This is a genomic window from Roseomonas sp. SRI_022 (assembly GCF_057586215.1).
Genome location: NZ_JBYCZL010000021.1, coordinates 49292 through 72072 on the forward strand (window position 1 = coordinate 49292; position 22781 = coordinate 72072).

Sequence of the window (22781 nt, forward strand, 5' to 3'; positions counted from 1 at the left end):
AACCGTCAGAGACTCATGAGGGAGGCATTGCCGCCGGCGGCAGCCGTGTTGGTGCTGACAGAGCGCTCCGACACGAGAAACTCGAGCGGGTAATCCGCCACGCCCGATGCGAGGCCTTCCACCGTCGCGGCGAAAACCGGCCGGATCGGGCCATCCCACTGCGCCACTTCCTCGGCCAGCGCACGCAGCGCTTCCGCGCTGCCTTCATGCAGCACCGCCGTACAATTCGGCGCCTCATCGCGTCCTTCGGGCCGGATCAGACGGCGCAGCGCGTCTGGCAGGCCGTCCAGGACATCCGCCGGGGCGCGCAGGATGGCCACGTTGCCGGTCGCCAGCGCCGCGCCGGCCTGCACCATCGCGCCGAATGCGGTCTCCGCCACGCAGAGCACCGTCCCTCGCGGTTCCAACAGGTAGAGATTGCTCTCCCCCACCGGCCCCGGCAGCGCGACACGCAGGCCGACGCGGCTCCGCGCGCCATGGGCGCGGCAGCGCGCAGCAACCTGCGTGTCGCCCCGCGCGGCCAGCCAGTCGCACCAGGCGGCCAGCGCCAGCGGTGCCGCAGGCGGCGCCGCGAGGCCCGTCCCCGCCGGACAGGCCGCCAGCAGCCGGCGCAGATAGAGCGGCCCGCCCGCCTTGGGCCCGGTGCCGGACAGCCCACGGCCGCCGAAGGGCTGCACACCCACCACCGCGCCGATCAGGTTCCGGTTGACGTAGATGTTGCCGGCCGTCGCGCGTTCGGTCAGGTGGTCGATGGTCTCGTCGATGCGCGAATGCACGCCGAAGGTCAGGCCGTATCCGGCTGCGTTGATCTGCCGCAGCAGCGCGTCGGTATCCTCCCGTCGGAAGCGCAGGACGTGGAGGACGGGACCGAAGACCTCGCGTGTGAGCTCGGCGAAGCTGCCGATCTCGATGATGGTCGGCGGCACGAAGGTGCCGCGGTCGCAAGCCGGGGGCAGTTGCGCCGCATGCACGGCGCGGCCGTTGCGGCGCATCGTCTCGATATGCTGGACGATACCCTGCTGCGCCTCGGCGGTGATCACCGGGCCGACATCGGTGGACAGCCGATCCGGATTGCCGATCGAAAGTTCAGCCACCGCACCCTTCAGCATGGCCAGCACGCGATCGGCGATGTCGTCCTGCAGGCACAGCACGCGCAGCGCGGAACAGCGCTGCCCCGCGCTGTCGAAGGCGGAGGCGATCACATCCCCGACCACCTGTTCCGGCAGAGCCGAACTGTCCACCACCAGCGCGTTCTGGCCACCCGTCTCCGCGATCAGCGGCACCGGCGTTCCGCCCGGGTTCAGGCGTCCCGCCAGTTGCCGTTGGATCAGCCGTGCCACTTCGGTGGACCCCGTGAACATCACCCCACGGATGCGTGGATCGGCGACCAGCGCCGCGCCGACCGCGCCGTCGCCGGGCAGCAGTTGCAGCGCGTCGCGCGGCACGCCGGCGTCGTGTAACAGGCGAACGGCAAGGGTGGCGATCAACGGCGTCTCCTCCGCCGGCTTGGCGAGCACGACATTGCCCGCCGCCAGCGCCGCCGCGACCTGGCCAGTGAAGATGGCGAGCGGGAAGTTCCACGGGCTGATGCAGGCCACGGGGCCGAGCGGCACATGCGTCGCAGCGTCGAATTGCTCGCCCTGGCGCGCGTAGTATCGCAGGAAGTCCACGGCTTCCCGCACCTCGGCGATGGCATTCGGCAGGGACTTGCCGGCCTCGCGCACGATCGGCCCGAGCAGGTCCGACATCCGCGCTTCCATCGTGTTCGCGGCACGCAGCAGGCAGGCAGCGCGTTCGTCCGGCGGGGTCGATGGCCATGCAGACGCAGCGTCTGCCGCGGCCAGAGCGGCGTCCACGATCGCGGGCGTCGCCTCGGCAACGCTGCCGATGATGTCGTCGCTGTCGGCCGGATTGCGCACCTCGCGCGGCATGCCGGCGACCTCGCCCGTCGCCAGGATCGGCGCGGCGTGCAGCGGCACTTCGGCGCTCGCCAGCAATACACTGCCAAGCACGGCGAGCCGCTGCTCATTGGACAAGTCCAGACCGGCGCTGTTGGGGCGCTCATCGCCGAACAGGTCTCGCGGCAGGGCGATGCGCGGGTGCGGCGCGCCGAGCGGCACCAGGACGCGCGCTTCCTCAACGGGATCGGCGATCAGGGCGTCAAGCGGGACATCCGCATCGCCGATGCGATGCACGAAGGAGGAGTTGGCGCCGTTCTCCAGCAATCGCCGCACGAGATAGGCGAGCAGGGTTTCATGCGTGCCGACGGGGGCATAGATGCGGCACGGCCTGTTCAGCTTCTCGCGGCCGACGACTTCCTCATAAAGCGGCTCGCCCATGCCGTGCAGGCATTGAAACTCGTATTGCCCGACGTAGAAATTGGCGCCCGCCACGGCATGGATGCTGGCCAGCGTCTGCGCATTGTGCGTGGCGAATTGCGGGAAGACGGCATCCGGCGCCGCCAGCAGCTTCCGCGCGCAGGCGAGGTAGGACACATCCGTGTGCACCTTGCGCGTGAAGACCGGGAAGCCTTCCAGCCCATCCATCTGGGCGCGTTTGATCTCGCTGTCCCAATAGGCACCCTTGACCAGGCGCAGCATGATCCGGTGCCCGCTGCGCCGCGCGAGATCGATGATCCAGTCGAGCACGAAGGGCGCGCGCTTCTGATAAGCCTGCACGACGAAGCCGATGCCGTTCCAGCCGGCCATCTCGGGCGACAGGCACAACGCTTCCAGCAGGTCGAGCGAGATCTCCAGCCGATCGGCTTCCTCCGCATCGATGTTCAGCCCAATGTCGTAGCGCCGCGCCAGCACCGCGAGCGCCTGCACGCGCGGCAGCAGTTCAGCCATGACCCGATCGAACTGCGCGCGGGAGTATCGCGGATGCAGCGCGGACAACTTGATCGAGATGCCGGGCCCTTCATAGATGCCGCGCCCCGCCGACGCCTTGCCAATGGCGTGGATGGCCTGCTCGTAGGCCGCATAGTAGCGCGCGGCATCCTGCGCCGTGGTCGCGGCCTCCCCCAGCATGTCGTAGGAATGGCGGAAGCCCTTCGCTTCCATCCTGCGGCTGTTGGACAGCGCCTCCTCAATCGTCCGGCCAGTGACGAATTGCTCGCCCATCATGCGCATGGCGAGGTCAACGCCCTTCCGGATGACCGGTTCGCCGCTGCGCGCGATCAGCCGCGTCAGCGCGGCGCCGAGGCCGGTCTCGCTGCCGGTCGCGGTCAGCCTGCCCGTGACGACCAGCCCCCAGGTCGCCGCATTCACGAACAGCGACGGGCTGTGCCCCAGATGCGCGCGCCAGTCACCACCGGCGATCTTGTCGCGGATCAGCGCGTCGCGCGTCGCATTGTCCGGAATGCGCAGCAACGCCTCGGCGAGGCACATGAGCGCCACGCCCTCCTGGCTGGAGAGCGAGAATTCCTGCACCAGCCCTTCCACGCCACTGCGGCTACCCTTGGCGCGCAGCGCTTCCACGAGCCGCCGCGCCAGGCCTCCGGCCGCCGCGCTCGCCGGACCAGGCAAGGTCGCCGCCTGGATCAGGGGCGGCAGGCAATCCTCCTCCGCCCGCCGATAGGCCTCGGTGATCCGCGCGCGCAGGATCGTCCGAGGTCGGGTCGACGCCGCGAAGGCGCGGAAGGGTCCAGTTTCGCGATCAGTTGGGTTCGCGGCGCCATGGGAGGAAGTCGGTTGCGTGGGCATGGCCGGGGGCTCTCGTGCGGGGCCCCGACCCTAGCCCCCGCTGGGCGCAGAAAAGCTGGCAATTTGAGCCTAGCGGCCGCAGGATACACCGTCAGATCGCCATTTTGCCGTGAAGTATGCAGCCGCTTGATCGCCTCGACTATCGGATCCTCGACGTCCTTCAACGCGACGGGCGGGTGACGAACCTGGACCTTTCCGACCGGGTCGGCCTTTCGCCCACGGCCACGAGCGAACGCCTGCGCCGGCTGGTCCGGGACGGCTACGTCGTCGGCTTCGGCGCGCGCCTCGATCCACGGAAGCTTGGCTTCGGCCTGCTGGTCTTCGTCGAGGTGCTGCTCGACAAGACCACGCCCGATGTCTTCGAGCGCTTCGCGGAAGCCGTACGCCGGGCACCCGAGGTGCTGGAATGCCACATGGTCGCGGGGGGCTTCGACTACCTCATCAAGACGCGGGTGCGGGACATGCCGGCCTATCGCGCCTTCCTTGGCGGCGTGCTGCTCGGCCTGCCTGGCGTGCGCGAAACCAGGACCTATGCGGTGATGGAGGAAGTGAAGACGGACGGGCCGCTGATGCTGTGACACAGCCGCCTGGACGCCCTGCGGCGCCCAGGTCCGACTCAGCCCCGGCAGGCGGGGCTACACGTCGAGATTCGCCACCTTCAGTGCATTGCCGACGATAAAGTCGCGGCGCGGTTCCACCAGGTCGCCCATCAGGGTGGAGAAGACCTGCTCCGCATCCTCGACATCCTCGACGCGCACCTTCAGCAGCGTGCGCGCTGCGGGATCGAGCGTGGTCTTCCACAGCTGATCCGGGTTCATCTCGCCAAGGCCCTTGAAGCGCTGGATGGCGAGGCCCTTGCGGCCCTCCGCGATCAGCCGGTCGAAGGCCTGAACCGGACCATGCGCCGGGTGTTCATGCGATCCCAGCAGCAGAACCGCCGGGCCGGCGGCGAAGTCGCGCGCCAGGCGGTCGCGTCGCTCATCCAGCCAGCGCGCCTCCGCACTGCGCAGCGCGGTGGCGTCGAGCGTATGACGCTCGGCCACGCCACGCACGGTGCGCGCCAGCGTCAGTCCGGATTCGCCCGTGCTCGCGACCCAGCCGCGCTCATTCTCCGGCGCCAGGGCGTTGAGCCTGCCGGCCAGCGCCTGCGCAGCGGCGGTCGCCCGATCGGCATCCATCGTCAGCGCGCCGGTCACAGCGGCCTGTTCCACGATCTCCGCCGGCACGACGCTGGACAGGCGGCGGATGCGTGACGTCGCCTGGCGGTGGAACTCCTGCTCGGCGCGCAGGTCGTCGGCGGTCAGCAGCCGGCCGTCGAAGAAGCGGATCGAAGCCCCGGACAACGCCTTCTCGATCAGGAAATCCTCGAGTGCGCGGTCGTCCTTCAGGTAGCGTTCCTCATTGCCGCGCTTTGCCCGGTACAGCGGCGGCTGGGCGATATACAGATGCCCGCGCGCGATCAATTCCGGCATCTGCCGGAAGAAGAAGGTCAGCAGCAGCGTGCGGATGTGCGACCCGTCCACATCCGCGTCGGTCATGATGACGATGCGGTGGTAGCGCAGCTTGCCCGGGTCGAAGCCGCCTTCGCTGATCTCGCCACGGCCGATGCCGGTGCCGAGCGCGGTGATCAGCGTGCCGATCTCCGCACTGCCGAGCATCTTGTCGAAGCGCGCGCGCTCGACATTCAGGATCTTGCCCTTGAGCGGCAGGATCGCCTGGAAGGCGCGGTCGCGCCCCTGCTTGGCGGAACCACCGGCCGAGTCACCCTCGACCAGGAACAATTCGCATTTGGTCGGGTCGCGTTCCTGGCAGTCGGCGAGCTTGCCGGGCAGGGAGGAGACGTCCAGCACGCCCTTGCGCCGCGTCAGCTCACGCGCCTTGCGCGCGGCTTCGCGCGCCGCCGCCGCGTCCATGATCTTGCCGACGACTTCCTTGGCTTCCTTCGGATGCGTCTCGAACCAATGGGTCAGGGCATCGGCGACGGCAACCTGGACGACCGGCTGGACTTCCGAGGAAACCAGCTTTTCCTTGGTCTGGCTGCTGAACTTGGGGTCCGGCACCTTCACGGACAGCACGGCGGTGATGCCCTCGCGCATGTCCTCCCCGGCCAGCGTCACCTTGTCCTTCTTCGCGAGGCCGTCGGCAACCTTGCCAAGCACGCGCGTCAGCGCCTGGCGGAAGCCGGCGAGATGCGTGCCGCCATCCCGCTGCGGGATGTTGTTCGTGAAGCAGAGCATCGTCTCGTGATAGGAATCGTTCCAGCGGAGCGCGAGCTCGACGCGGATGCCGTCCTGTTCCTTCGACACGATGCTAATCGGCGCGCCGAACACTGGCGTCTTGCCCTTGTCGAGCCATTCCACGAAGGCCACCAGGCCGCCGTCGAAGTGGAACGCCGTCTCCTGCACCTCGGCATGGCGTTCATCACGTAGCGTGATGCGCAGGCCCGAATTGAGGAAGGCAAGTTCGCGCAGGCGCCGTTCCAGCACCGCGAAGTCGAATTCGGTCTTCGTGAAGGTCAGCGCGGAGGGCTTGAAAGTGACCTCCGTGCCGGTCGGGCGGTCGGATGCCCCGATCACGCCGCACGGCACGACGGTGTCACCATGCTCGAAGCGCAGTCGATGTTCCTTGCCGTCGCGCCAGATTCGCACTTCCATCCATTCGGAAAGCGCATTGACCACCGCGGCGCCGACGCCGTGCAGACCGCCGGAGACCTTGTAGGAATTCTGGTTGAACTTGCCGCCCGCATGCAGGCGCGTGAGCACGACCTCGGCTGCGGACACACCTTCCTCGGGATGGATGTCGACCGGAATGCCGCGGCCATCGTCGCGCACGGTCACGCTGCCATCGCCATTCAGCGTGACATGGCAGCCGGTGGCGAAACCGGCCTGCGCTTCGTCCACGGCGTTATCGATGATCTCGAAGGCCATGTGGTGCAGGCCGGATCCGTCATCGGTGTCGCCGATGTACATTCCCGGCCGCTTGCGCACGGCTTCGAGGCCCCGAAGGACGGTGATGGAGGCGCTGTCGTAGGCGTCGGACTCGGGACGCGCGGGCTCGCTCATGCGGCGCGCTAGCTCCTGCTCTGAAGGGGTCGAAATCGTTGTTGCAGATATAGGGTTTTTCCCCCCTCAGTGCGACCCGCTTTCGCCCTCCGGAACAAGGATTCCAGGGCTGGCGCGAAAGCGGTCCGCGATCCCCTGAAGGGGGCGGAAAACCTCGGCATCGGTGCCGGTCAGGAAGGATTGCGCGGGCAGGCCCGCAAGGGCCGCGAACAGTGCCTCCCGGCGGGCGGAATCGAGGTGCGCCGCGACCTCGTCCAGCAGAAGCAGTGGCGCGAAGCCGCGTGCCTCGGCGATCAGCGAGGCATGCGCCAGCACGGTCGAGATCAGCAGGGCCTTCTGTTCCCCGGTCGAGCACATCTCGGCCAGTTGGTCCTTCGGCAGATGGGTCAGCGTCATGTCGGCGCGATGGGCGCCACGCGCGGCCCCGCCGGCGGCGGCATCGCGCCGGCGATCGGTAGCCAGCGCGGCGCGCAGGGCGTCCTCCACGGCCAGGGCGGGCTGGTCGGCCAGGGCCCCGGCGATCGGGCAGAGCAGGCCCATGCGGGCGGCCGGGAAGGCTCCTGTGGCGGACCCTGACGCCATCACTGCGTTGAGGCGCGCGGCCAGCGCGCGCCGCGTGGCCGTGGCGGCGACGGCATGGCGCGCCATCGCATCCTCCAGCCCCGCCAGCCAGGCCGCATCCGCCCGCCCGCCGGCCAACAGGCGGTTGCGCTGGGACATGGCGTTGTCATGCGCCGCGACTTCCCGCGCATGGGTCGGCTCCAGCGCCCAGGCCAGGCGATCGAGGAAGCGGCGGCGCCCCGACGCGCCCTCCTGGAACAGCCGGTCCATCTGCGGCGTCAGCCAGACCACGGCGATGCGGTCGGCGAGGTCCGCCTGGGTGCGCACGGGCTGGCCATCCAGCCGGAACAGGCGGCGTTCGGAGGCACCCTCCGGGTCCGAGCCCGTCCCGATGTCGAAGGCGCCATAGGGTGTCGCGAAGCGGCCCGCGGCAGCCCAGGGGCGCGGCGCGCCATCGGCGCGGCGGCCGAGTTCGCCCATGCGCGCACCGCGCAGCCCCCGGCCGGGGCCGAGCAGGGAGATCGCTTCCAGCAGGTTGGTCTTGCCCGCGCCATTCTCGCCGGCGATGGCGACGATGGGCGCGGCGAAATGCGCTTCCAGCGATGGCCAGGAGCGGAAGTCTTGCAGCAGGAGCCGCGTGAGCAACAGACTGGGCGGGCCGGAGGGACGCACTGGCGAGGGGATACCAGCCGCGCCCCGTCCCTGGAATGGCCTCGGTGCGAGAAGGGCGATGACGGCACTTCAGCTGGCCGGCGCAGGGATCAGCGCCTTCATGCTCTGGTGGAATGCGACGCTGATCCGCAGTGCGCGCCGCCAGAGGCGCTGGTTCCGGGCCGAGGCCCGGTTCCTCGGCACGTCGCGATGGGGCACCAGATGGCGGCTCGGCTTCGTCCTGCCGGACGGCACCGAGGTGACGACATCCACCAGCATCGATGGCGAAGGACCGCAGCCAGCACCCGGCGGCGTGCTGGCTATCGTCTATGATCCCGACAGGCCGGCACGATGCGAGCCCGCGATCACAGCTGGCGAGATTGCCGTCCTTCGCCTCATCGGTTTCGCCGCCATGGCCGGCGGCGTCGCGATGCTGGTCTGGGGATAGCCCCGATCACACCCGCATCGGCATCAGCACGAACAGCGCCTCGGGCTTCGCCTCATCGCGCACGATGGTCGGCGCGGCGCCGTCGGCGAACAGGAACTCCATCTTCTCGCCGATCTGCGCCGTGATGTCCGTGAGATACCGCGCCTGGAACCCGATCTCGAGCGGGCTGCTCTCGTAGCTCACGGTGTCGCTGTCCAGTTCCTCCTGCGCCTGGCCCTGGTCGGGGCTGGCGGCAGACAGCAGCAGGTTGTTGCGCGAGATGGACAGCTTCACCGGCCGCGAACGCTCCGACGAAATCGCCGCAACGCGGGCCACCGCCTCCTCGAAATCCTTCTTCGGCACGGTCAGCTTCTTGTCGTTGCCGCGCGGGATGACGCGCTCATACTCCGGGAAGGTGCCGTCGATCAGCTTGGAGGTCAGCGAGACGGTGCCGAGGCCGAAGCGGACCTTGGTGTCCGACAGGCGGATCTCGATCTCGTCCTGCGTTTCCTCCGCGAGCTTGCGAACCTCGTTCACCGTCTTGCGCGGCACGATCACGCCGGGCATGCCCTTCGCACCGTCGGGCAGCGGTTCCTCGACGCGCGCCAGGCGATGGCCGTCCGTCGCCACGGCGCGCAGCACCGGCGCGCCATCGGCCTCGGCGGCATGCAAATAGATGCCGTTGAGGTAGTAGCGCGTTTCCTCGGTGCTGATCGCGAAGCGCGTGCGGTCGATCAGGTCGCGCAGCACGCCCGCCTTGATCGAGAACTTGGTCGGCAGCTTGCCTTCCGTCATCGACGGGAAATCGTCCACCGGCAGCACCGACAGCGCCGTGTTGAACTTGCCCGCGCGCAGCGTCAGCGGCCCGTCGCCGCCGCCGTGGTCGAGCTCGACGCGTGCACCTTCGGGCAGCTTGCGCACGATCTCGTACAGCGTCGCCGCCGGTGCGGTGGTGCGCCCGCCGCGCGGCACGGTCACGCCGGCGATCTCCTCGACCACCGCGATCTCCATGTCAGTGGCGGTCAGCGTCAGGCTGCCCTCGGTCTTCGCATCCAGCAGCACATTGGCGAGGATCGGAATGGTGTTGCGGCGCTCGACCACGCTCTGCACATGCGCAAGAGCCTTCAGCAGCACCGCCCTGTCCACCGTGAACTTCATCGCAGCCCGACGTCCCGATCTTTGGGGCGGCCTCCGCCTGGCCCGGCAATGGCCGGATGCGGGGCCGCCTGTGTCGCCCTGTCCCAGCGACCCCCGACCGGGCCCGAATCGGCCCACGCGGCCGGATACCGAGGGGCAGGCACCATATCAGCGCGATTCGGGCCGGGAAAGGCGGGAAAGCGTGGGATCGAAGGGGGCGTTGCCCCCTTCGAGCTACCCCCACCAGAGGCCAAGGGGCCTTTGGAATGCCGGCTTCCTGGCGTCGTGCGCGACGGTATGGCCGTCATGGTGCGGGCCCGATGTGCCCAGCGCCGGGTGATGGTTTCCAAAGGCCCCGGGCCTTTGGTGGGGTGAGGTCCGGAGAGGGGCAAAGCCCCTCTCTGGCCCACCGCATCAGGTCTCGAGCATCCGCCGCAGCAGCTCGACATCCTCGGCGAAGGCGCTGTCCGCCTGCATCAGTTCCGAGATGCGCGAGACCGCGTGCATCACTGTCGTATGGTCGCGGTTGCCGAAGCGCCGCCCGATCTCGGGCAGGGACCGCGAGGTGAGCTGCTTCGCGAGATACATGGCCACCTGGCGCGGCCGCGCAACGTTGCGCGCGCGGCGTGCGCTGCTCATGTCGGTCAGGCGGATGTTGTAGTGCTCGGCGACCTTGCGCTGGATCTCCTCGATCGTGACGCGGCGATCATGGGCGCGCAGCAGGTCGTGCAGCACGTCCTGGGCGGATTCCAGCGTGATCGCGCGGCCGAAAAGGTTGGCATGCGCGATCAGCCGGTTCAGCGCGCCTTCCAGTTCCCGCACATTCGACGTGATCTTGTGCGCGAGGAATTCGTGCACGTTCTTCGGTACGGCCACACCCGCCGCATTCGCCTTGGCCTGCAGGATCGACAGGCGCAGCTCGAAGGTGGTGGCGTGGATGTCCGCCACCATGCCGCAGCCCAGCCGCGTGCGCAGCCGGTCCTCAAGCCCATTGAGATCGGACGGCGACTTGTCCGCACTGATGATGATTTGTTTCCCGGCGTCGATCAGCGCGTTGAAGGTGTGGAAGAATTCCTCCTGCGTATTGTCCTTGCCGATCAGGAACTGCAGGTCGTCCACCATCAGAACGTCGACCGAGCGCAGGCTTTCCTTGAACTCCATCGTGGACTGGCTGCGCAGCGCCGAAATGAAGCGGTACATGAACTTCTCGGCGCTCATATAGGCGACATTGCGCGCCGGCTCGCCGCCGCGGATGGCCCAGGCGACGGCGTGCATCAGATGCGTCTTGCCCAGGCCCACGCCGCCATAAAGGAACAGCGGATTGAAGCCCGGGCTCGCCGGCTTCTCGGCGACGCGGCGCGCGCAGGCATAGGCGAATTCGTTCGGCTTGCCGACGACGAAGGTGTCGAAGGTGAAGCGCGGATCGAGCGGCGCGGACCATTCGCCGCGCGGGTCGGCGGCATTGGGGCGCGGTGCGGGTGGCGCCAGCGCCTCGGCCAGGCCGGGCTGCACGGGCACCGGCGCAATGCCGGCATCATCCTCGATCGCCGGTTCGGTGCTGCGCGGCTGCGGGCCGACGCGCACATCGGCGCGCCGCACCGAGGCGACTTCCTGCTGCCACAGCGCGCGGAGCCGGTCGCCATAGTGGCTGCGCACCCAGTCGCGGAGGAAACGCGTGGGAAGATGGACGACAACCTCGTCGCCCTCGATGCCGACCAGCGTCATCTGGCGCAGCCAGGTGCGGTACTCGACCTCACCGACCTCGTCGCGCAGGCGGCCACGGATGCGGGCCCAGGATTCCTGAAGGGATGCTGCGGAGCGCGCGGTATCAGACCCGAGCTGCTTCTCCATTGCCATCCCCCACTGCTCCTTCACGCAGGCCTCCACCTGAAGCCTGCCATCCGCTTTGCAGATGGCGTGTTGAAAGAGAACCAACCCCCGAAGTGCAGAACACTACCGCGTCACATGCCTGTCGCAAGCGACAATGTCGTGCCCGGCACAACAAGGCGCACGCGTGCGGACACGCCACAACCGCGCGCGTAACGAGCACGCGCGCGATGCGGGTGGCAGGGGTCGAAACGAAGTATCAGCATCGCCCGAAGGCGATGCGGTTCAGCCCTGGGCGGCGCCGAGGGACTTCACGCGTGCGGACAGGCGCGAGATCTTCCGCGACACGGTGTTGGCGTGCAGCGTCCCCTTCGTCACGGCGCGCTGCATCTCGGGCTGCGCGGCGCGGAAGGCTTCCTGCGCGGCGGTCTTGTCACCCGTGGCGATCGCCTCCTCCAGCTTGCGCACATAGGTACGCACGCGGGACTTCCGCGCCTTGTTGCGCGCCGTGCGCTTCTCGGTCTGGCGGATGCGCTTGCGCGCGGAGTCAGTGTTCGCCATGGGGCTTCCGGTTCACATCAACTGAATGGTTCGAAGGTCCGCGGGGCGAAAGCCACCGCGGCGAAGGCCGGGGTTCTAATGCCGCGCGGCTTGCCGCGTCAAGCATTGGTCACGCGGGAAATCCATGACCGCCCCGGCAACAGGCGCGTTGAGGCGCGCCTCGCTGACGCCGGGGCAAGCACGCCGAGGGCCAGCGCCACCCGCATGGATGGCGCCTACCGGTTCCGGAAGGCCGGCTTGCGCTTCTCGGCGAAGGCCGACATGCCCTCCTTCTGGTCCTCCGTGGCGAACAGGCTGAGGAACAGCCGCCGCTCGGTCCGCACGCCCTCGCGCAGGCCGCTTTCGAAGGCGGCGTTGACCGCTTCCTTGGCCATGGCAACGGACGGCCCGGACAGGGCGCCGATCTTCTCGCCGATCTTCACGGCCTCGGCGACCAGCTCTGCGGCCGGGACCACGCGGCAGACCAGGTTGGACCGCTCCGCCTCGGCGGCATCCATCATCCGCCCGGTCAGGATCATCTCCATGGACTTCGACTTGCCGACGGCGCGCGTCAGGCGCTGCGACCCACCGGCACCCGGAATGATGCCGAGGTTGATCTCCGGCTGGCCGAACTTCGCGGTGTCGGCGGCGATGATCAGGTCGCACATCATCGCGAGTTCGCAACCACCACCCAGCGCGAAGCCCGCCACCGCGGCGATCACCGGCTTCTGGATCTCGAGCACCGTCTCCCAGCGCTCGCCGATGAAGTCGTTGAAGTAGACCGTGGGATAGGTGCGGTCCTTCATCTCCTTGATGTCGGCGCCGGCGGCGAAGGCGCGCTCGCTGCCCGTGACCACGATGGCGGCGATGGCCGGGTCCTTGTCGTAGCCGCGCAGCGCGTCGCCGAGCTCGGTCATCAGCTGGTCGCACAGGGCATTCAACGCCTGGGGGCGGTTCAGCCGGATGACGGCGACCTTCCCCTGGGTCTCGGTCAGGATCATCTCATAGGCCATGCGCCGCGTTCCTCGCCCTTGTCTGGTGCCTCGGCTGTAGCCCAGCCGGGCGGCCGCCTCAACGCTGGCGGCGCGGGCAGAAGAAGGTGGACCGGCCGGCCTGCACGATGCGGCCGATGCCCGGGCAGGCCGGGCCGCAATGGGGGCATTGCTCGCCTTCGCGCCCATAGACGGCGAAGCGGTCCTGGAAGCGGCCGAGCTCGCCATCGGCGCGGACATAGTCGCGCAGGGACGACCCGCCGGCGCCGATGGATTCAGCGAGCACAGCCTTGATCGCCGGGACCAGCCGTACGGCGCGCGCGCCCGCAACGGAGGCCGCCAGCCGCCGGGGAGAGATGCCGGCGCGGTACAGCGCCTCGCAGACATAGATGTTGCCGAGGCCCGCGACGACGCCCTGGTCCAGCAGCGCGGCCTTGATGGGGGTGTGCTTGCCGACCAGCGCGGCGGACAGCACCGCGTCGGTGAAGGCGTCGTCCAGCGGTTCGGGCCCCAGCCCGCGCAGCAGGCGGTGGTCGTCCTCACGGGCCGTCGCCACCAGGTCCACCGACCCGAAGCGCCGTGGATCGACGAAGCCCACGCGCCAGCCATGATCGGTGGCGAGCACGAGGTGCTCATGCGCCTCCGGTGGGGCATTGTGGCCACGCGCATCCGACGCCAAGCCCTGCGGCTCCAGCCGCGACACCGCCGGCGCGCCGGCCTGGCGCGCCACCATTCGGCCGGACATGCCGAGATGGATCAGCAGGCTCTCGCCCCCCTCCAGCCGGACCAGCATATACTTGGCCCGCCGCCGGAACGACAGCACGCGGCGGCCTTCCACCCGGCGCACCAGGTTCTCGGGGAAGGGGAAGCGCAGATCCGGGCGGCGCTGCTCCACCTCGGTGATGCGATGGCCTTCCAGCACGGCGGCAAGGCCGCGCATGACCGTCTCGACCTCCGGCAATTCGGGCATGGTCACTCCCCTTTCCCCGCCGGCACGCTATGGTGGACGCACGATGAGCGACAGCCCCCAGGACAGCGCCGATTTCGGCTTCCGCACCGTGCCCCGCGCCGAGAAGGCCTCCATGGTGCGGGAGGTCTTCGAAAGCGTGGCCCCGCGTTACGACGTCATGAACGACCTGATGTCGCTCGGCATCCACCGGGTGTGGAAGCGCATCTTCGTCAACGCCATCGGCTGTTCATCGCGGGAAACGCTGCTCGACCTCGCCGGCGGGACAGGGGACATCTCCTTCCTCGCGCTGGAACGCGGGGCGGGGCGCGTGATCTTGACGGACATCAACCCGGCCATGCTGGAAGTGGCGGAAAAGCGCGCGCTGGATCGCGGCTTGGCCGCTGGGCTGTCCTTCCTCTGCGTCGATGCCGAACACATCCCGCTGCCCGACCGCAGCGTGGAGAAGGTGTCGATCGCCTTCGGCCTGCGCAACTGCACCGACAAGGACGCGGTGCTGCGCGAAGCGCGGCGCGTGCTGCGCCCTGGCGGGCGGTTCCACTGCCTCGAGTTCTCGCGGCTCGAGGTCGCGGCGCTGGTGCCGCTTTACGACGCCTGGTCCTTCAAGGCCCTACCGGCGATCGGCGAGAAGGTCGCCAAGGACCGCGAGAGTTACGAATACCTTGCCGAGAGCATCCGCATGTTCCCCGACCAGGAGACGCTGGCTGGCATGATGCGGGATGCGGGGATGGAGCGGGTGGAAGTCCGCAACCTCTCGGGCGGGATCGTCGCGATCCACACGGGCTGGCGGCTGTAGCGCGCGATGCTCGCTGGCCGCCGCATCCTGCTGATCGTCTCGGGCTCCGTCGCCGCCTTCAAGGCGCTGGAACTGACGCGCCTGCTGCGCAAGGACGGCGCGCAGGTCATGGCCATCCTGACCGCCGGCGGCGCGCGCTTCGTCACCAAGGAGGCGCTGGCCGCCATCACCGGCGAGCGCGTGCATGACGACCTGTGGGCCGCGGAGGCGGAGATCGGCCATATCCGCCTCGCGCGCTGGCCCGACCTGATCGCCGTGGTGCCGGCCTCGGCGGACCTGATCGCGAAGATGGCGCACGGGCTGACGGACGACCTCGCCACCTGCGTGCTGCTGGCCACACGTGCGCCGGTGATGGTCGCCCCGGCAATGAACCCGGCCATGTGGGCGCATCCGGCGACGGCGGCGAACATGGCGGCGCTGCGCGCGCGCGGCGTGGCGGTCGCCGGGCCCGATGACGGACCGATGGCCGAACCGGAAAGCGGGCCGGGACGGCTGGTGGAACCGGCCGATCTGCTGGCGGCGATCCGCGGCGCGCTCGCCGCCGGGCCGCTCGCGGGGCGCCATCTGTTGGTGACCAGCGGGCCGACGCATGAACCGATCGACCCGGTGCGCTACATCGCCAACCGGTCCTCCGGTAAGCAGGGGCACGCCATTGCCGCGGCGCTCGCGGCCCTCGGCGCGCGTGTCACGCTGGTCAGCGGGCCGGTGGCGCAACCCGACCCGCCTGGTGTCGCCGTCATGCGCGTCGAAAGCGCGCGGGAGATGCTGGCCGCCTGCGAGGCCGCGCTGCCCGCCGATGGCGCCGTCTGCGCCGCCGCCGTGGCCGATTGGCGCACGGCGCGCGAGGCGGACCAGAAGATGAAGAAGGTGCCGGGCGCGGTGCCGCCGCCGCTCGAACTCGCGCTGAACCCGGACATCCTCGCAACGATCGCCGCCGCCGGTCCGCGCCGGCCGCGCCTTGTCGTCGGCTTCGCGGCCGAGACGGAACAGGTGGTGGCGAATGCCGTGGCGAAGCGCGCCAAGAAGGGCTGCGACTGGATCGTGGCGAATGACGTCTCGGGGGATGTGATGGGCGGGGCGGAGAATGCGGTGCATCTGGTGACGGAAGCGGGCGTCGAGGACTGGCCGCGCATGGCGAAGGAGGAGGTGGCGCGCCGCCTCGCCGCACGCATCGCGGAGGCGCTGGCATGACCGGCCCCGTCATCGATGTCGTCCGCCTGCCGCATGCCGAGGGACTGCCCCTGCCGTCCTACGCCACGGATGGCGCGGCGGGGATGGACCTGCTCGCCGCCGTCATGTCCTCCGTGGTGATCCCGCCGGGCGGGCGGATGCTGGTGCCGACCGGGCTGCGGCTTGCCATCCCGCCCGGTTACGAATTGCAGGTGCGGCCGCGTTCGGGCCTCGCACTCAAGAACGGCATCGCGCTGCCGAACAGCCCGGGGACAATCGACGAGGATTACCGCGGTGAGCTCGGCGTCATCGTGATGAACGCGGGCGATGCGCCCTTCACGGTGGAACGCGGCATGCGCATCGCGCAGGCGGTGATCGCCCCGGTGGTGCGCGCATCCTGGCGCGAGGTCGCGGAACTGCCCGACACCGCGCGCGGCGAGGGCGGCTTCGGATCCACTGGAAGCTAGACCACGCCCCGGATGAAGGGCGGGGAGGAGGACCATCCATGGCTATCGACGCCCAGGGATTGACCGTCACCGCCGCCTCGGATGCCGCGGCAGCCGCCTATGACCATGTGGTCGAGGGCTACCTGAAGTATCGCGCCGATGCCGGGCAGCGGCTGAAGGCGGCGATGGCGCTCGACCCCGAGATGCCGATGGCGCTGGTACTGCAGGGCGTCTTCGCCATGCTGGCCTACAACACAGCCATGGTGCCGCGCGCGCTGGCCGCCGCCGCATCCGCCGCGCGCTTCGCCGGAACCGATCGCGAACGCGCCCATGCGGCCGCACTCGCGCGTTGGGCGGATGGCGATGTCGAAGGCGCGCTCGGCGCCTGGGAAGCCATCATGGCCGCCCATCCGCGCGACATCCTGGCCTTCCGGCTGCACCATTTCTGCGCCTTCTGGCTCGGCCGCGTGGGGCAGATGTTGCGCGCGGTGGATGCCGTGACGCCGGCCTGGTCGGCCGCCATTCCGGGTTACGGCTCCATCCTCGCCTGCCGCTGCTTCGCCAATGAGGAATGCGGCAACTACCAGGTCGCCGAGGAAGCCGGGCGCGCGGCCGTAGCACTCGATCCCGGCGATCTCTGGGCGACGCATGGCGTGGCCCATATCCTGGAAATGCAGGGCCGGCGCGGCGAGGGCATCGCCTGGCTGAAGGCGCTCGAAGCGCATTGGGATGGCGGGTCGAACCTGCTGCACCACCTGTGGTGGCACCGCGCCATGTACCATCTGGAACGCGGCGAGCATGACGAGGTGCTCGGCCTGTATGACCGTGGCTTCCGCAACCACGACAGCGCGCTGGTCCAGGCCATGCCGGACCTCTACATCGACGTGCAGAACGCCGCTTCGATGCTGTTCCGGCTGCAACGGCACGGTGTGGATGTCGGCGATCGCTGGGTGGAGCTCGCCGACAAGGCGGAGGCGCGGATTGGCGATTGCCTGTCCACCTTCACCCTGCCGCATTGGATGATGGCACTGACGGCGACCGGCCGGACCCAGGCGGCATCGCGCATGCTGGACGGGATGCGGCAGGCGGCGACGCGCCCGGGCACCGTCGCGCCGATCCTGCGCGACGCCGCCATCCCGGTCTGCGAGGCCGTGCTCGCCCATGCCCAGGGGGACCACGCCCGCGCCGTGGCGGTTAGGAACATACCAGGAACACGAGACCAGGTCCAGCGCCGGGCCGCGGTTGCGGTGCTACGCGCCCGGGTCTATGCGCCCGGCCCATGACCGACCTCCTCCCCATCCGCCGCGCCCTGATCTCCGTTTCCGACAAGACGGGGCTGATCGAATTCGGCCGTTTCCTCGCCGCCAAGGGGGTCGAGATCCTGTCCACCGGCGGAACGGCCAAGGCGCTGCGCGACGCCGGCGTGCCAGTGAAGGACGTGTCCGACCACACCGGCTTCCCCGAGATCCTGGATGGTCGCGTCAAGACGCTGGTGCCGCAGGTGCATGGCGGCATCCTCGGCCGGCGCGACCTGGCCGAGCATCTCGCGCAGATGGAACAGCACGCCATCGCGCCGATCGATCTCGTGGCGGTGAACCTCTACCCCTTCGAGGCGACGGTCGCGAAGGGTGCCGATTTCGACGATTGCATCGAGAACATCGACATCGGCGGCCCGGCGATGATCCGCTCCGCGGCGAAGAACCACGCCGGTGTCGCGGTGCTGACCGAGCCCGCGCATTTCGCCGAGGTGCAGGCCGAGATCGAAGCGCAGGGCGGCACGACGCTGGCGACGCGCCGGCGCCTTGCGGCAGCGGCCTATGCGCGCACCGCGGCCTATGACGCGGCGATCTCGGGCTGGTTCGCGAAGCAGGAAGGCCAGGACTTCCCGCAACGGCTGTCGCTGCCCGGCGTGCTGCGCCAGGGGCTGCGCTATGGCGAGAACCCGCACCAGAAGGCGGCCTTCTACGTCGATGGTACGAACCGCCCGGGCATCGCGACCGCTGCGCAGGTGCAGGGCAAGGAACTGTCCTACAACAACCTGAACGACACCGATGCGGCGTATGAATGCGTCGCGGAATTCGACAAGCCTGCCATCGTCATCGTCAAGCACGCCAATCCCTGCGGCGTCGCCGTGGCGGGTGACCTGGCGAAGGCCTGGGATGCCGCGCTGCTGTGCGACCCCGTCTCGGCCTTCGGCGGCATCGTCGCGGCGAACCGCACGCTGGACGCCGCGGCCGCCGAGAAGATCACCGCCATCTTCACCGAGGTGGTGATCGCCCCCGATGCCGATGACGCGGCGAAGGCGATCTTCGCGCGCAAGAAGAACCTGCGCCTGCTGCTGACCGGCGGCATGCCGGATGCCACTGCACCGGGCCTCGCCTTCAAATCCGTCTCGGGCGGCTTCCTCGCGCAGTCGCGCGACGCCGGCCGCGTGACCGAGGACATGCTGAAGGTGGTGACGCAGCGCGCGCCTTCGCGCGCCGAGATGGCCGACCTGATCTTCGCTTTCCGTGTCTGCAAGCATGTGAAGTCGAACGCCATCATCTACGCCAAGGGCCTCGCGACCGTCGGCATCGGCGCGGGCCAGATGAACCGCGTGGAAAGCAGTCGCATCGCCGCCTGGAAGTCCGAGGCGGCGGCCAAGGCTGCGGGGATCGAACGACCGCTCGCCGAAGGTTCGGTGGTCGCCTCCGACGCCTTCTTCCCCTTCGCGGATGGGCTGGAGACAGCGGCAGCGGCGGGTGCGACCGCGGTGATCCAGCCCGGCGGCTCGATGCGCGATGCCGAGGTGATCGCAGCCGCCGACAAGGCCGGGCTCGCCATGGTGTTCACGGGGATGCGGCACTTCCGGCACTGAATTGGAGGGGCTCTGTCCCTCCAAGCCACCCCGCCAAAGGACCGGGGCTTTTGGAAACCATCACTTGGCGCCCCGCTGTCGGGGGTGGCGCGGTGACGGTGTCCAGAGGCCCTTCGGCCTCTGGTGGGGGAGTTCGAGGGGGCAAGGCCCCCTCGATCCACGCCTATCGGGGATGGCAGACACCATGGACGAACTGATCGAAGGCTACCGCCGCTTCCGTGCCGAAACCTGGCCGCGCGAGCGCGCGCGCTTCGAGGAGCTGGCCGCGCAGGGCCAGCGCCCGCACACCATGGTCATCGCCTGTTCCGACAGCCGGGTCGATCCACAGATGATCTTCTCGGCCGGGCCGGGGGAGCTGTTCGTCGTGCGCAACGTGGCGAACATGGTGCCGCCCTACATGCCCGACGCGCAGTTCCACGGCACCAGCGCGGCGGTGGAATTCGCCGTGCGGGTCCTGAAGGTGGACCGCATCGTGGTGATGGGCCACGCGCTGTGCGGCGGCATCAGCGCCCTGCTGAACGGTGCCCCGCCCGAGGCCCGGGACTTCGTCGCCGGCTGGATCGGCATCGCCCAGCGTGCCCGCACCGTGGCCCTGCGCTGCGACGTGCCGGAACAGCGCCAGGAAGTCGCCGAGCATGAGGCGGTGCGCATCTCACTCGACAACCTGATGACCTTCCCCTGGGTGGCGGAGGCTGTGGCGGAGGGGCGCCTGACCCTGCACGGCGCGCATTTCGGCGTCGCCACCGGGCGGCTGGTGCTGGTGCCGGCGCAGGGCGAACCCCGCGCCCCTTGAACGCGTCCTCGCGCCCCCGTCGCGGGGATGCGAGACTCCCCCGGTCGAGTCGGGGGAGAGGGGATGGCGGCCGAAAGCATCGCGATACTGGGCGGCCTGCTGATGGTCGCCGTGCTGCTGGTCGTGCTGCTGCTGCGCCGCCCGGCGACCGACCCGGTGCTGGCGCAGCGCCTGACCGACCTGCAATCGGTGCTGGACCGCCAGGGTGAGCGCATCGCCGCCCTTCCCGCAGAATTCGAGCGCGGCCTGGCGCGCGAAGCCGCGGCGATCGGCGATCGCGTGGGTGCCGGCGCGCTCGACCAGACAAGGGCGCTGGGGGAGGGGATCGGGCGCATCGCGGACCGGCTCTCGGCGCAGGAGAAGGCGGTGCTGGATCGCCTCGCCGCTGATGCCACGGCCCTGACCGAACGCCTGGCGCAGGATGCGCTGGCCATGGCGGAACAGCGCGCGGCAATCATCAAGGCGCTGACGGAGCACAAGGACGACACCGCCCTGCTGCGCCGCGACGTGACGCAGGGTATCGCGGATATTCGGATCGCCTTCGCCGAGGGCCTCGCGAAGCTGCAGGAAGCGCAGGCGGCGGAGAACGCGCGCGGCCGCGACCTGCTCGACACCAAGCTGAAGGAGCTGCGGGAGGGCAACGAGGCACGCCTCGCCGAGATCCAGAAGACGGTGAACGAACAGCTGCAATCCGCCGTCGAGAAGCAGATGACCGAAAGCTTCGCCCGCGTGTCCGACCAGTTCACGCAGGTGCTGAAGGCGATGACGGATGTGCAGGCGGTGACGACGCAGATCGTCGACATCAAGCGCCTGTTCTCCAACGTGAAGACGCGCGGCGGCTGGGGGGAGGCGCAGGTGCGCGCCCTGCTCGACGACATCCTGCCGCCCGGTTCCTTCGAAGAGAACAAGAAGCTGTCGGAAGACAGCGGCGAACTCGTCGAATTCGCCATCCGCATGCCGAGCGAGGCCGGGCGGGAGGTGTTCCTCGCCGTCGATGCAAAGTTCCCGACCGAGGATTGGGATCGCCTCGTCATGGCCTCCGAGGCCGGCGACGCCGATGCCGAGAAGGCCGCGCGGCGCGGGCTGGAACTGCGCGTGCGCGCAGAAGCGGCGAAGATCGCCGCGAAATACATCCGCCCGCCGCTGACGGTCGAATTCGCCGTGCTCTATTTGCCGACGGAAGGGCTCTATGCCGAGATCGCGCGCATCCCCGGCGCCATCGAGGATATCGGCCGCAGCAACCGCGTCATGGTGCTGGGTCCGTCGCTGCTGCCGGCCATGCTGCGCACCATCCAGATGGGCCATGTGACCATCGCGCTCGGTGAGAAGGCCGACATGGTCCGGGAATTGCTCGGTGCCACCAAGGCCGAGATGGGCAAGATGGACGAGGTGCTGGTGCGTCTTCGCAAGCAGGTCGCCGCGGTGGGCAACACCATCGACGCGGCGCAGGTCCGCACCCGGGCGGTGACGCGCAAACTGCGCGGCGTCGATGCGGTGGACGGTTCGCGCGCCGCCGCGCTGCTCGAGATCGAGGCCGATGAACCCCCGGGCGAGGGCGACGAGGCATGAGCCTGCTGCAGATCCAATCCGCCATCGGCCTGCTGCTGCTGGCCGCGCTCGCCTGGGCGCTCGGCGGGTTCCGCCGCGGTGTCGCGCCACGCGTCATCGTCGCGGGCATCGCGCTGCAAATCGTGCTCGCGGCGATCCTGCTGAACGTTCCCCCGGTCCGCGCCACCTTCTTCCTGCTCGGCGATGCGGTCGATGCGCTGGCGACAGCGACGCGGGCCGGCACGTCGCTGGTCTTCGGCTATCTCGGCGGCGGGCCGCTGCCCTTTACCGAGAACCGGCCCGGCGCCTCCTTCATCCTGTTCTTCCAGGCGCTGCCGCTGGTGCTGGTGGTCGGCGCGCTGTCGGCGGTGCTGTACCACTGGGGCGCATTGCCGGCGGTGGTGAGGGCGATGGCCGGTGTGCTGACGCGGCTGTTCGGCATCGGGGGCGCGACCGGCTTTTCCGTCGCCGCGAATGTCTTCGTCGGCATGGTGGAAGCGCCGCTGATGATCCGCGCCTGGCTCGCCAAGCTGACGCGATCCGAGATGTTCGTGGTGATGACAGCGGGCCTTGCGACCATCAGCGGCAATACGCTGGTGGTCTATGCGCTGATCATCTCCCCCGTCGTGCCCGACGCGGCCGGGCAGCTGATGACCGCGAGCCTGATCGCAGCACCCGCCTCGATCCTCGCTGCGTTGCTGATGATACCACCGGCGCCGGGTGAGGGCGTGACCGCCGGCGGGGAGGGCATTCCCGAGAAGCTCTACGACAGCAGCATGGATGCGTTGGTGCAGGGCACGAAGGATGGGCTCGACCTGCTGCTCGGCATCATGGCGGCGCTGATCGTCTTCGTGTCCATCGTCGCGCTGATCAACCTCGCCCTGGAACCGTTGGCTGGCTTCACGCTGCAGAAGCTGGCGGGCTGGGTGCTGTGGCCGGTGGCCTGGGCGATGGGCATCCCGACGGCGGAAGCGGCGACGGTCGCCTCCTCGCTCGGCGTGAAGATGATCATCAACGAGTTCGTGTCCTATCTGGAACTCGCGGCATCCGGCGGGGCAGGGCTGTCGGAACGCTCGCGGCTGATCCTGACCTACGCGCTGTGCGGCTTCACCAATCTCGGTTCGGTCGGGATCATGGTGGGCGGCATGTCGGCGATGTGCCCGGAACGACGTACCGATATCGTGAAGCTCGGGCTGCCGTCGCTGATCTCCGGGACCATCGCCTGCTGCATGACAGGGGCGGTGGTGGGGGTGCTGACTCCGCCCTGAACGCGGGGCAGGATGGTCCCCCCAGGAGGACCCTC

18 protein-coding genes are annotated in these 22781 nt (G+C 69.3%); 10 read left to right on the plus strand and 8 right to left on the minus strand.

The genetic code is table 11. From position 1 onward, the window contains the following. Positions 1–5: 5 nt before the first annotated feature. Positions 6–3704: a trifunctional transcriptional regulator/proline dehydrogenase/L-glutamate gamma-semialdehyde dehydrogenase gene (gene putA, locus AC2YHJ_RS19505; protein WP_487397773.1), complete on the minus strand. Its 3699-nt coding sequence runs from the start codon at positions 3702–3704 to the stop codon at positions 6–8. A gap of 116 nt (positions 3705–3820) precedes the next feature. Here putA and AC2YHJ_RS19510 point away from each other — a divergent pair, with 116 nt between their 5' ends. Then, the gene (locus tag AC2YHJ_RS19510; protein WP_487397775.1) at positions 3821–4282 is read left to right on the plus strand and encodes an Lrp/AsnC ligand binding domain-containing protein; all 462 of its coding nucleotides are present in this window, start codon (positions 3821–3823) and stop codon (positions 4280–4282) included. Between the two features lie 57 nt (positions 4283–4339). Here the strand turns inward: AC2YHJ_RS19510 and gyrB are convergent, their stop codons facing one another. Together gyrB and recF are read right to left on the minus strand one after the other, a co-directional pair. Next, on the minus strand, positions 4340–6766 hold the full coding sequence (gyrB, locus tag AC2YHJ_RS19515) for a DNA topoisomerase (ATP-hydrolyzing) subunit B (protein WP_487397776.1): 2427 nt from the start codon (positions 6764–6766) through the stop codon (positions 4340–4342). 66 nt (positions 6767–6832) lie between these two features. Continuing rightward, a complete protein-coding gene (gene recF / locus AC2YHJ_RS19520; RefSeq protein WP_487397778.1) occupies positions 6833–7972 on the minus strand; it encodes a DNA replication/repair protein RecF in 1140 nt (379 codons plus the stop codon). 85 nt (positions 7973–8057) lie between these two features. On the opposite strand from recF, the gene AC2YHJ_RS19525 reads away from it, so the two are divergent. Further along, positions 8058–8426, plus strand: a complete 369-nt coding sequence (locus tag AC2YHJ_RS19525) for a hypothetical protein (protein ID WP_487397779.1) — start codon at positions 8058–8060, stop codon at positions 8424–8426. A gap of 6 nt (positions 8427–8432) precedes the next feature. Here the strand turns inward: AC2YHJ_RS19525 and dnaN are convergent, their stop codons facing one another. From dnaN to mutM, 5 genes are all read right to left on the minus strand, one after another. Continuing rightward, complete coding sequence (gene dnaN, locus AC2YHJ_RS19530) at positions 8433–9563, minus strand: DNA polymerase III subunit beta (protein WP_487397780.1); 1131 nt, start codon at positions 9561–9563, stop codon at positions 8433–8435. 393 nt (positions 9564–9956) lie between these two features. Further along, positions 9957–11393 (minus strand): chromosomal replication initiator protein DnaA, encoded by a 1437-nt coding sequence (dnaA, locus tag AC2YHJ_RS19535; RefSeq protein WP_487397836.1) that lies wholly within the window; start codon positions 11391–11393, stop codon positions 9957–9959. Between the two features lie 261 nt (positions 11394–11654). After that, on the minus strand, positions 11655–11930 hold the full coding sequence (gene rpsT, locus AC2YHJ_RS19540; protein ID WP_347541993.1) for a 30S ribosomal protein S20: 276 nt from the start codon (positions 11928–11930) through the stop codon (positions 11655–11657). A 215-nt stretch (positions 11931–12145) separates the two neighbouring features. Next, the gene (locus tag AC2YHJ_RS19545; RefSeq protein ID WP_487397781.1) at positions 12146–12922 is read right to left on the minus strand and encodes an enoyl-CoA hydratase; all 777 of its coding nucleotides are present in this window, start codon (positions 12920–12922) and stop codon (positions 12146–12148) included. 58 nt (positions 12923–12980) lie between these two features. Then, positions 12981–13871, minus strand: coding sequence for a bifunctional DNA-formamidopyrimidine glycosylase/DNA-(apurinic or apyrimidinic site) lyase (gene mutM / locus AC2YHJ_RS19550; RefSeq protein WP_487397837.1), 891 nt, complete (start codon positions 13869–13871; stop codon positions 12981–12983). A 43-nt stretch (positions 13872–13914) separates the two neighbouring features. On the opposite strand from mutM, the gene AC2YHJ_RS19555 reads away from it, so the two are divergent. The 8 genes from AC2YHJ_RS19555 (at position 13915) to AC2YHJ_RS19590 (ending at position 22746) form a co-directional block, all read left to right on the plus strand. Beyond that, a complete protein-coding gene (locus AC2YHJ_RS19555; RefSeq protein WP_487397782.1) occupies positions 13915–14664 on the plus strand; it encodes a class I SAM-dependent methyltransferase in 750 nt (249 codons plus the stop codon). Positions 14665–14670: 6 nt separating this feature from the next. Continuing rightward, on the plus strand, positions 14671–15855 hold the full coding sequence (gene coaBC / locus AC2YHJ_RS19560) for a bifunctional phosphopantothenoylcysteine decarboxylase/phosphopantothenate--cysteine ligase CoaBC (protein WP_487397784.1): 1185 nt from the start codon (positions 14671–14673) through the stop codon (positions 15853–15855). Beyond that, positions 15852–16301 carry a dUTP diphosphatase gene (gene dut / locus AC2YHJ_RS19565; protein ID WP_487397786.1) on the plus strand — a complete coding sequence of 150 codons (450 nt, stop codon included), beginning with the start codon at positions 15852–15854 and terminating at the stop codon, positions 16299–16301. Before coaBC ends, dut begins: the two co-directional genes overlap by 4 nt. A 38-nt stretch (positions 16302–16339) precedes the next feature. Further along, positions 16340–17563: a tetratricopeptide repeat protein gene (locus AC2YHJ_RS19570; RefSeq protein ID WP_487397787.1), complete on the plus strand. Its 1224-nt coding sequence runs from the start codon at positions 16340–16342 to the stop codon at positions 17561–17563. Next, positions 17560–19137, plus strand: a complete 1578-nt coding sequence (gene purH, locus AC2YHJ_RS19575; RefSeq protein ID WP_487397788.1) for a bifunctional phosphoribosylaminoimidazolecarboxamide formyltransferase/IMP cyclohydrolase — start codon at positions 17560–17562, stop codon at positions 19135–19137. The genes AC2YHJ_RS19570 and purH overlap by 4 nt, the downstream gene beginning before the upstream one ends. A 184-nt stretch (positions 19138–19321) precedes the next feature. Beyond that, complete coding sequence (locus AC2YHJ_RS19580) at positions 19322–19930, plus strand: carbonic anhydrase (protein ID WP_487397789.1); 609 nt, start codon at positions 19322–19324, stop codon at positions 19928–19930. A gap of 63 nt (positions 19931–19993) precedes the next feature. Beyond that, complete coding sequence (locus tag AC2YHJ_RS19585; protein ID WP_487397790.1) at positions 19994–21499, plus strand: DNA recombination protein RmuC; 1506 nt, start codon at positions 19994–19996, stop codon at positions 21497–21499. Further along, complete coding sequence (locus AC2YHJ_RS19590; RefSeq protein WP_487397791.1) at positions 21496–22746, plus strand: NupC/NupG family nucleoside CNT transporter; 1251 nt, start codon at positions 21496–21498, stop codon at positions 22744–22746. The genes AC2YHJ_RS19585 and AC2YHJ_RS19590 overlap by 4 nt, the downstream gene beginning before the upstream one ends. The last annotated feature ends 35 nt before the right edge of the window (positions 22747–22781 follow it).

Coding starts and splice junctions, on each gene's coding strand:
- putA (WP_487397773.1), bottom strand. CDS start 3,704: ATGCCCACGCAACCGACTTCCTCCCATGGCGCCGCGAACCCAACTGAT.
- AC2YHJ_RS19510 (WP_487397775.1), top strand. CDS start 3,821: ATGCAGCCGCTTGATCGCCTCGACTATCGGATCCTCGACGTCCTTCAA.
- gyrB (WP_487397776.1), bottom strand. CDS start 6,766: ATGAGCGAGCCCGCGCGTCCCGAGTCCGACGCCTACGACAGCGCCTCC.
- AC2YHJ_RS19525 (WP_487397779.1), top strand. CDS start 8,058: ATGACGGCACTTCAGCTGGCCGGCGCAGGGATCAGCGCCTTCATGCTC.
- dnaN (WP_487397780.1), bottom strand. CDS start 9,563: ATGAAGTTCACGGTGGACAGGGCGGTGCTGCTGAAGGCTCTTGCGCAT.
- dnaA (WP_487397836.1), bottom strand. CDS start 11,393: ATGGAGAAGCAGCTCGGGTCTGATACCGCGCGCTCCGCAGCATCCCTT.
- rpsT (WP_347541993.1), bottom strand. CDS start 11,930: ATGGCGAACACTGACTCCGCGCGCAAGCGCATCCGCCAGACCGAGAAG.
- AC2YHJ_RS19545 (WP_487397781.1), bottom strand. CDS start 12,922: ATGGCCTATGAGATGATCCTGACCGAGACCCAGGGGAAGGTCGCCGTC.
- mutM (WP_487397837.1), bottom strand. CDS start 13,871: ATGCCCGAATTGCCGGAGGTCGAGACGGTCATGCGCGGCCTTGCCGCC.
- AC2YHJ_RS19555 (WP_487397782.1), top strand. CDS start 13,915: ATGAGCGACAGCCCCCAGGACAGCGCCGATTTCGGCTTCCGCACCGTG.
- coaBC (WP_487397784.1), top strand. CDS start 14,671: ATGCTCGCTGGCCGCCGCATCCTGCTGATCGTCTCGGGCTCCGTCGCC.
- dut (WP_487397786.1), top strand. CDS start 15,852: ATGACCGGCCCCGTCATCGATGTCGTCCGCCTGCCGCATGCCGAGGGA.
- AC2YHJ_RS19570 (WP_487397787.1), top strand. CDS start 16,340: ATGGCTATCGACGCCCAGGGATTGACCGTCACCGCCGCCTCGGATGCC.
- purH (WP_487397788.1), top strand. CDS start 17,560: ATGACCGACCTCCTCCCCATCCGCCGCGCCCTGATCTCCGTTTCCGAC.
- AC2YHJ_RS19580 (WP_487397789.1), top strand. CDS start 19,322: ATGGACGAACTGATCGAAGGCTACCGCCGCTTCCGTGCCGAAACCTGG.
- AC2YHJ_RS19585 (WP_487397790.1), top strand. CDS start 19,994: ATGGCGGCCGAAAGCATCGCGATACTGGGCGGCCTGCTGATGGTCGCC.
- AC2YHJ_RS19590 (WP_487397791.1), top strand. CDS start 21,496: ATGAGCCTGCTGCAGATCCAATCCGCCATCGGCCTGCTGCTGCTGGCC.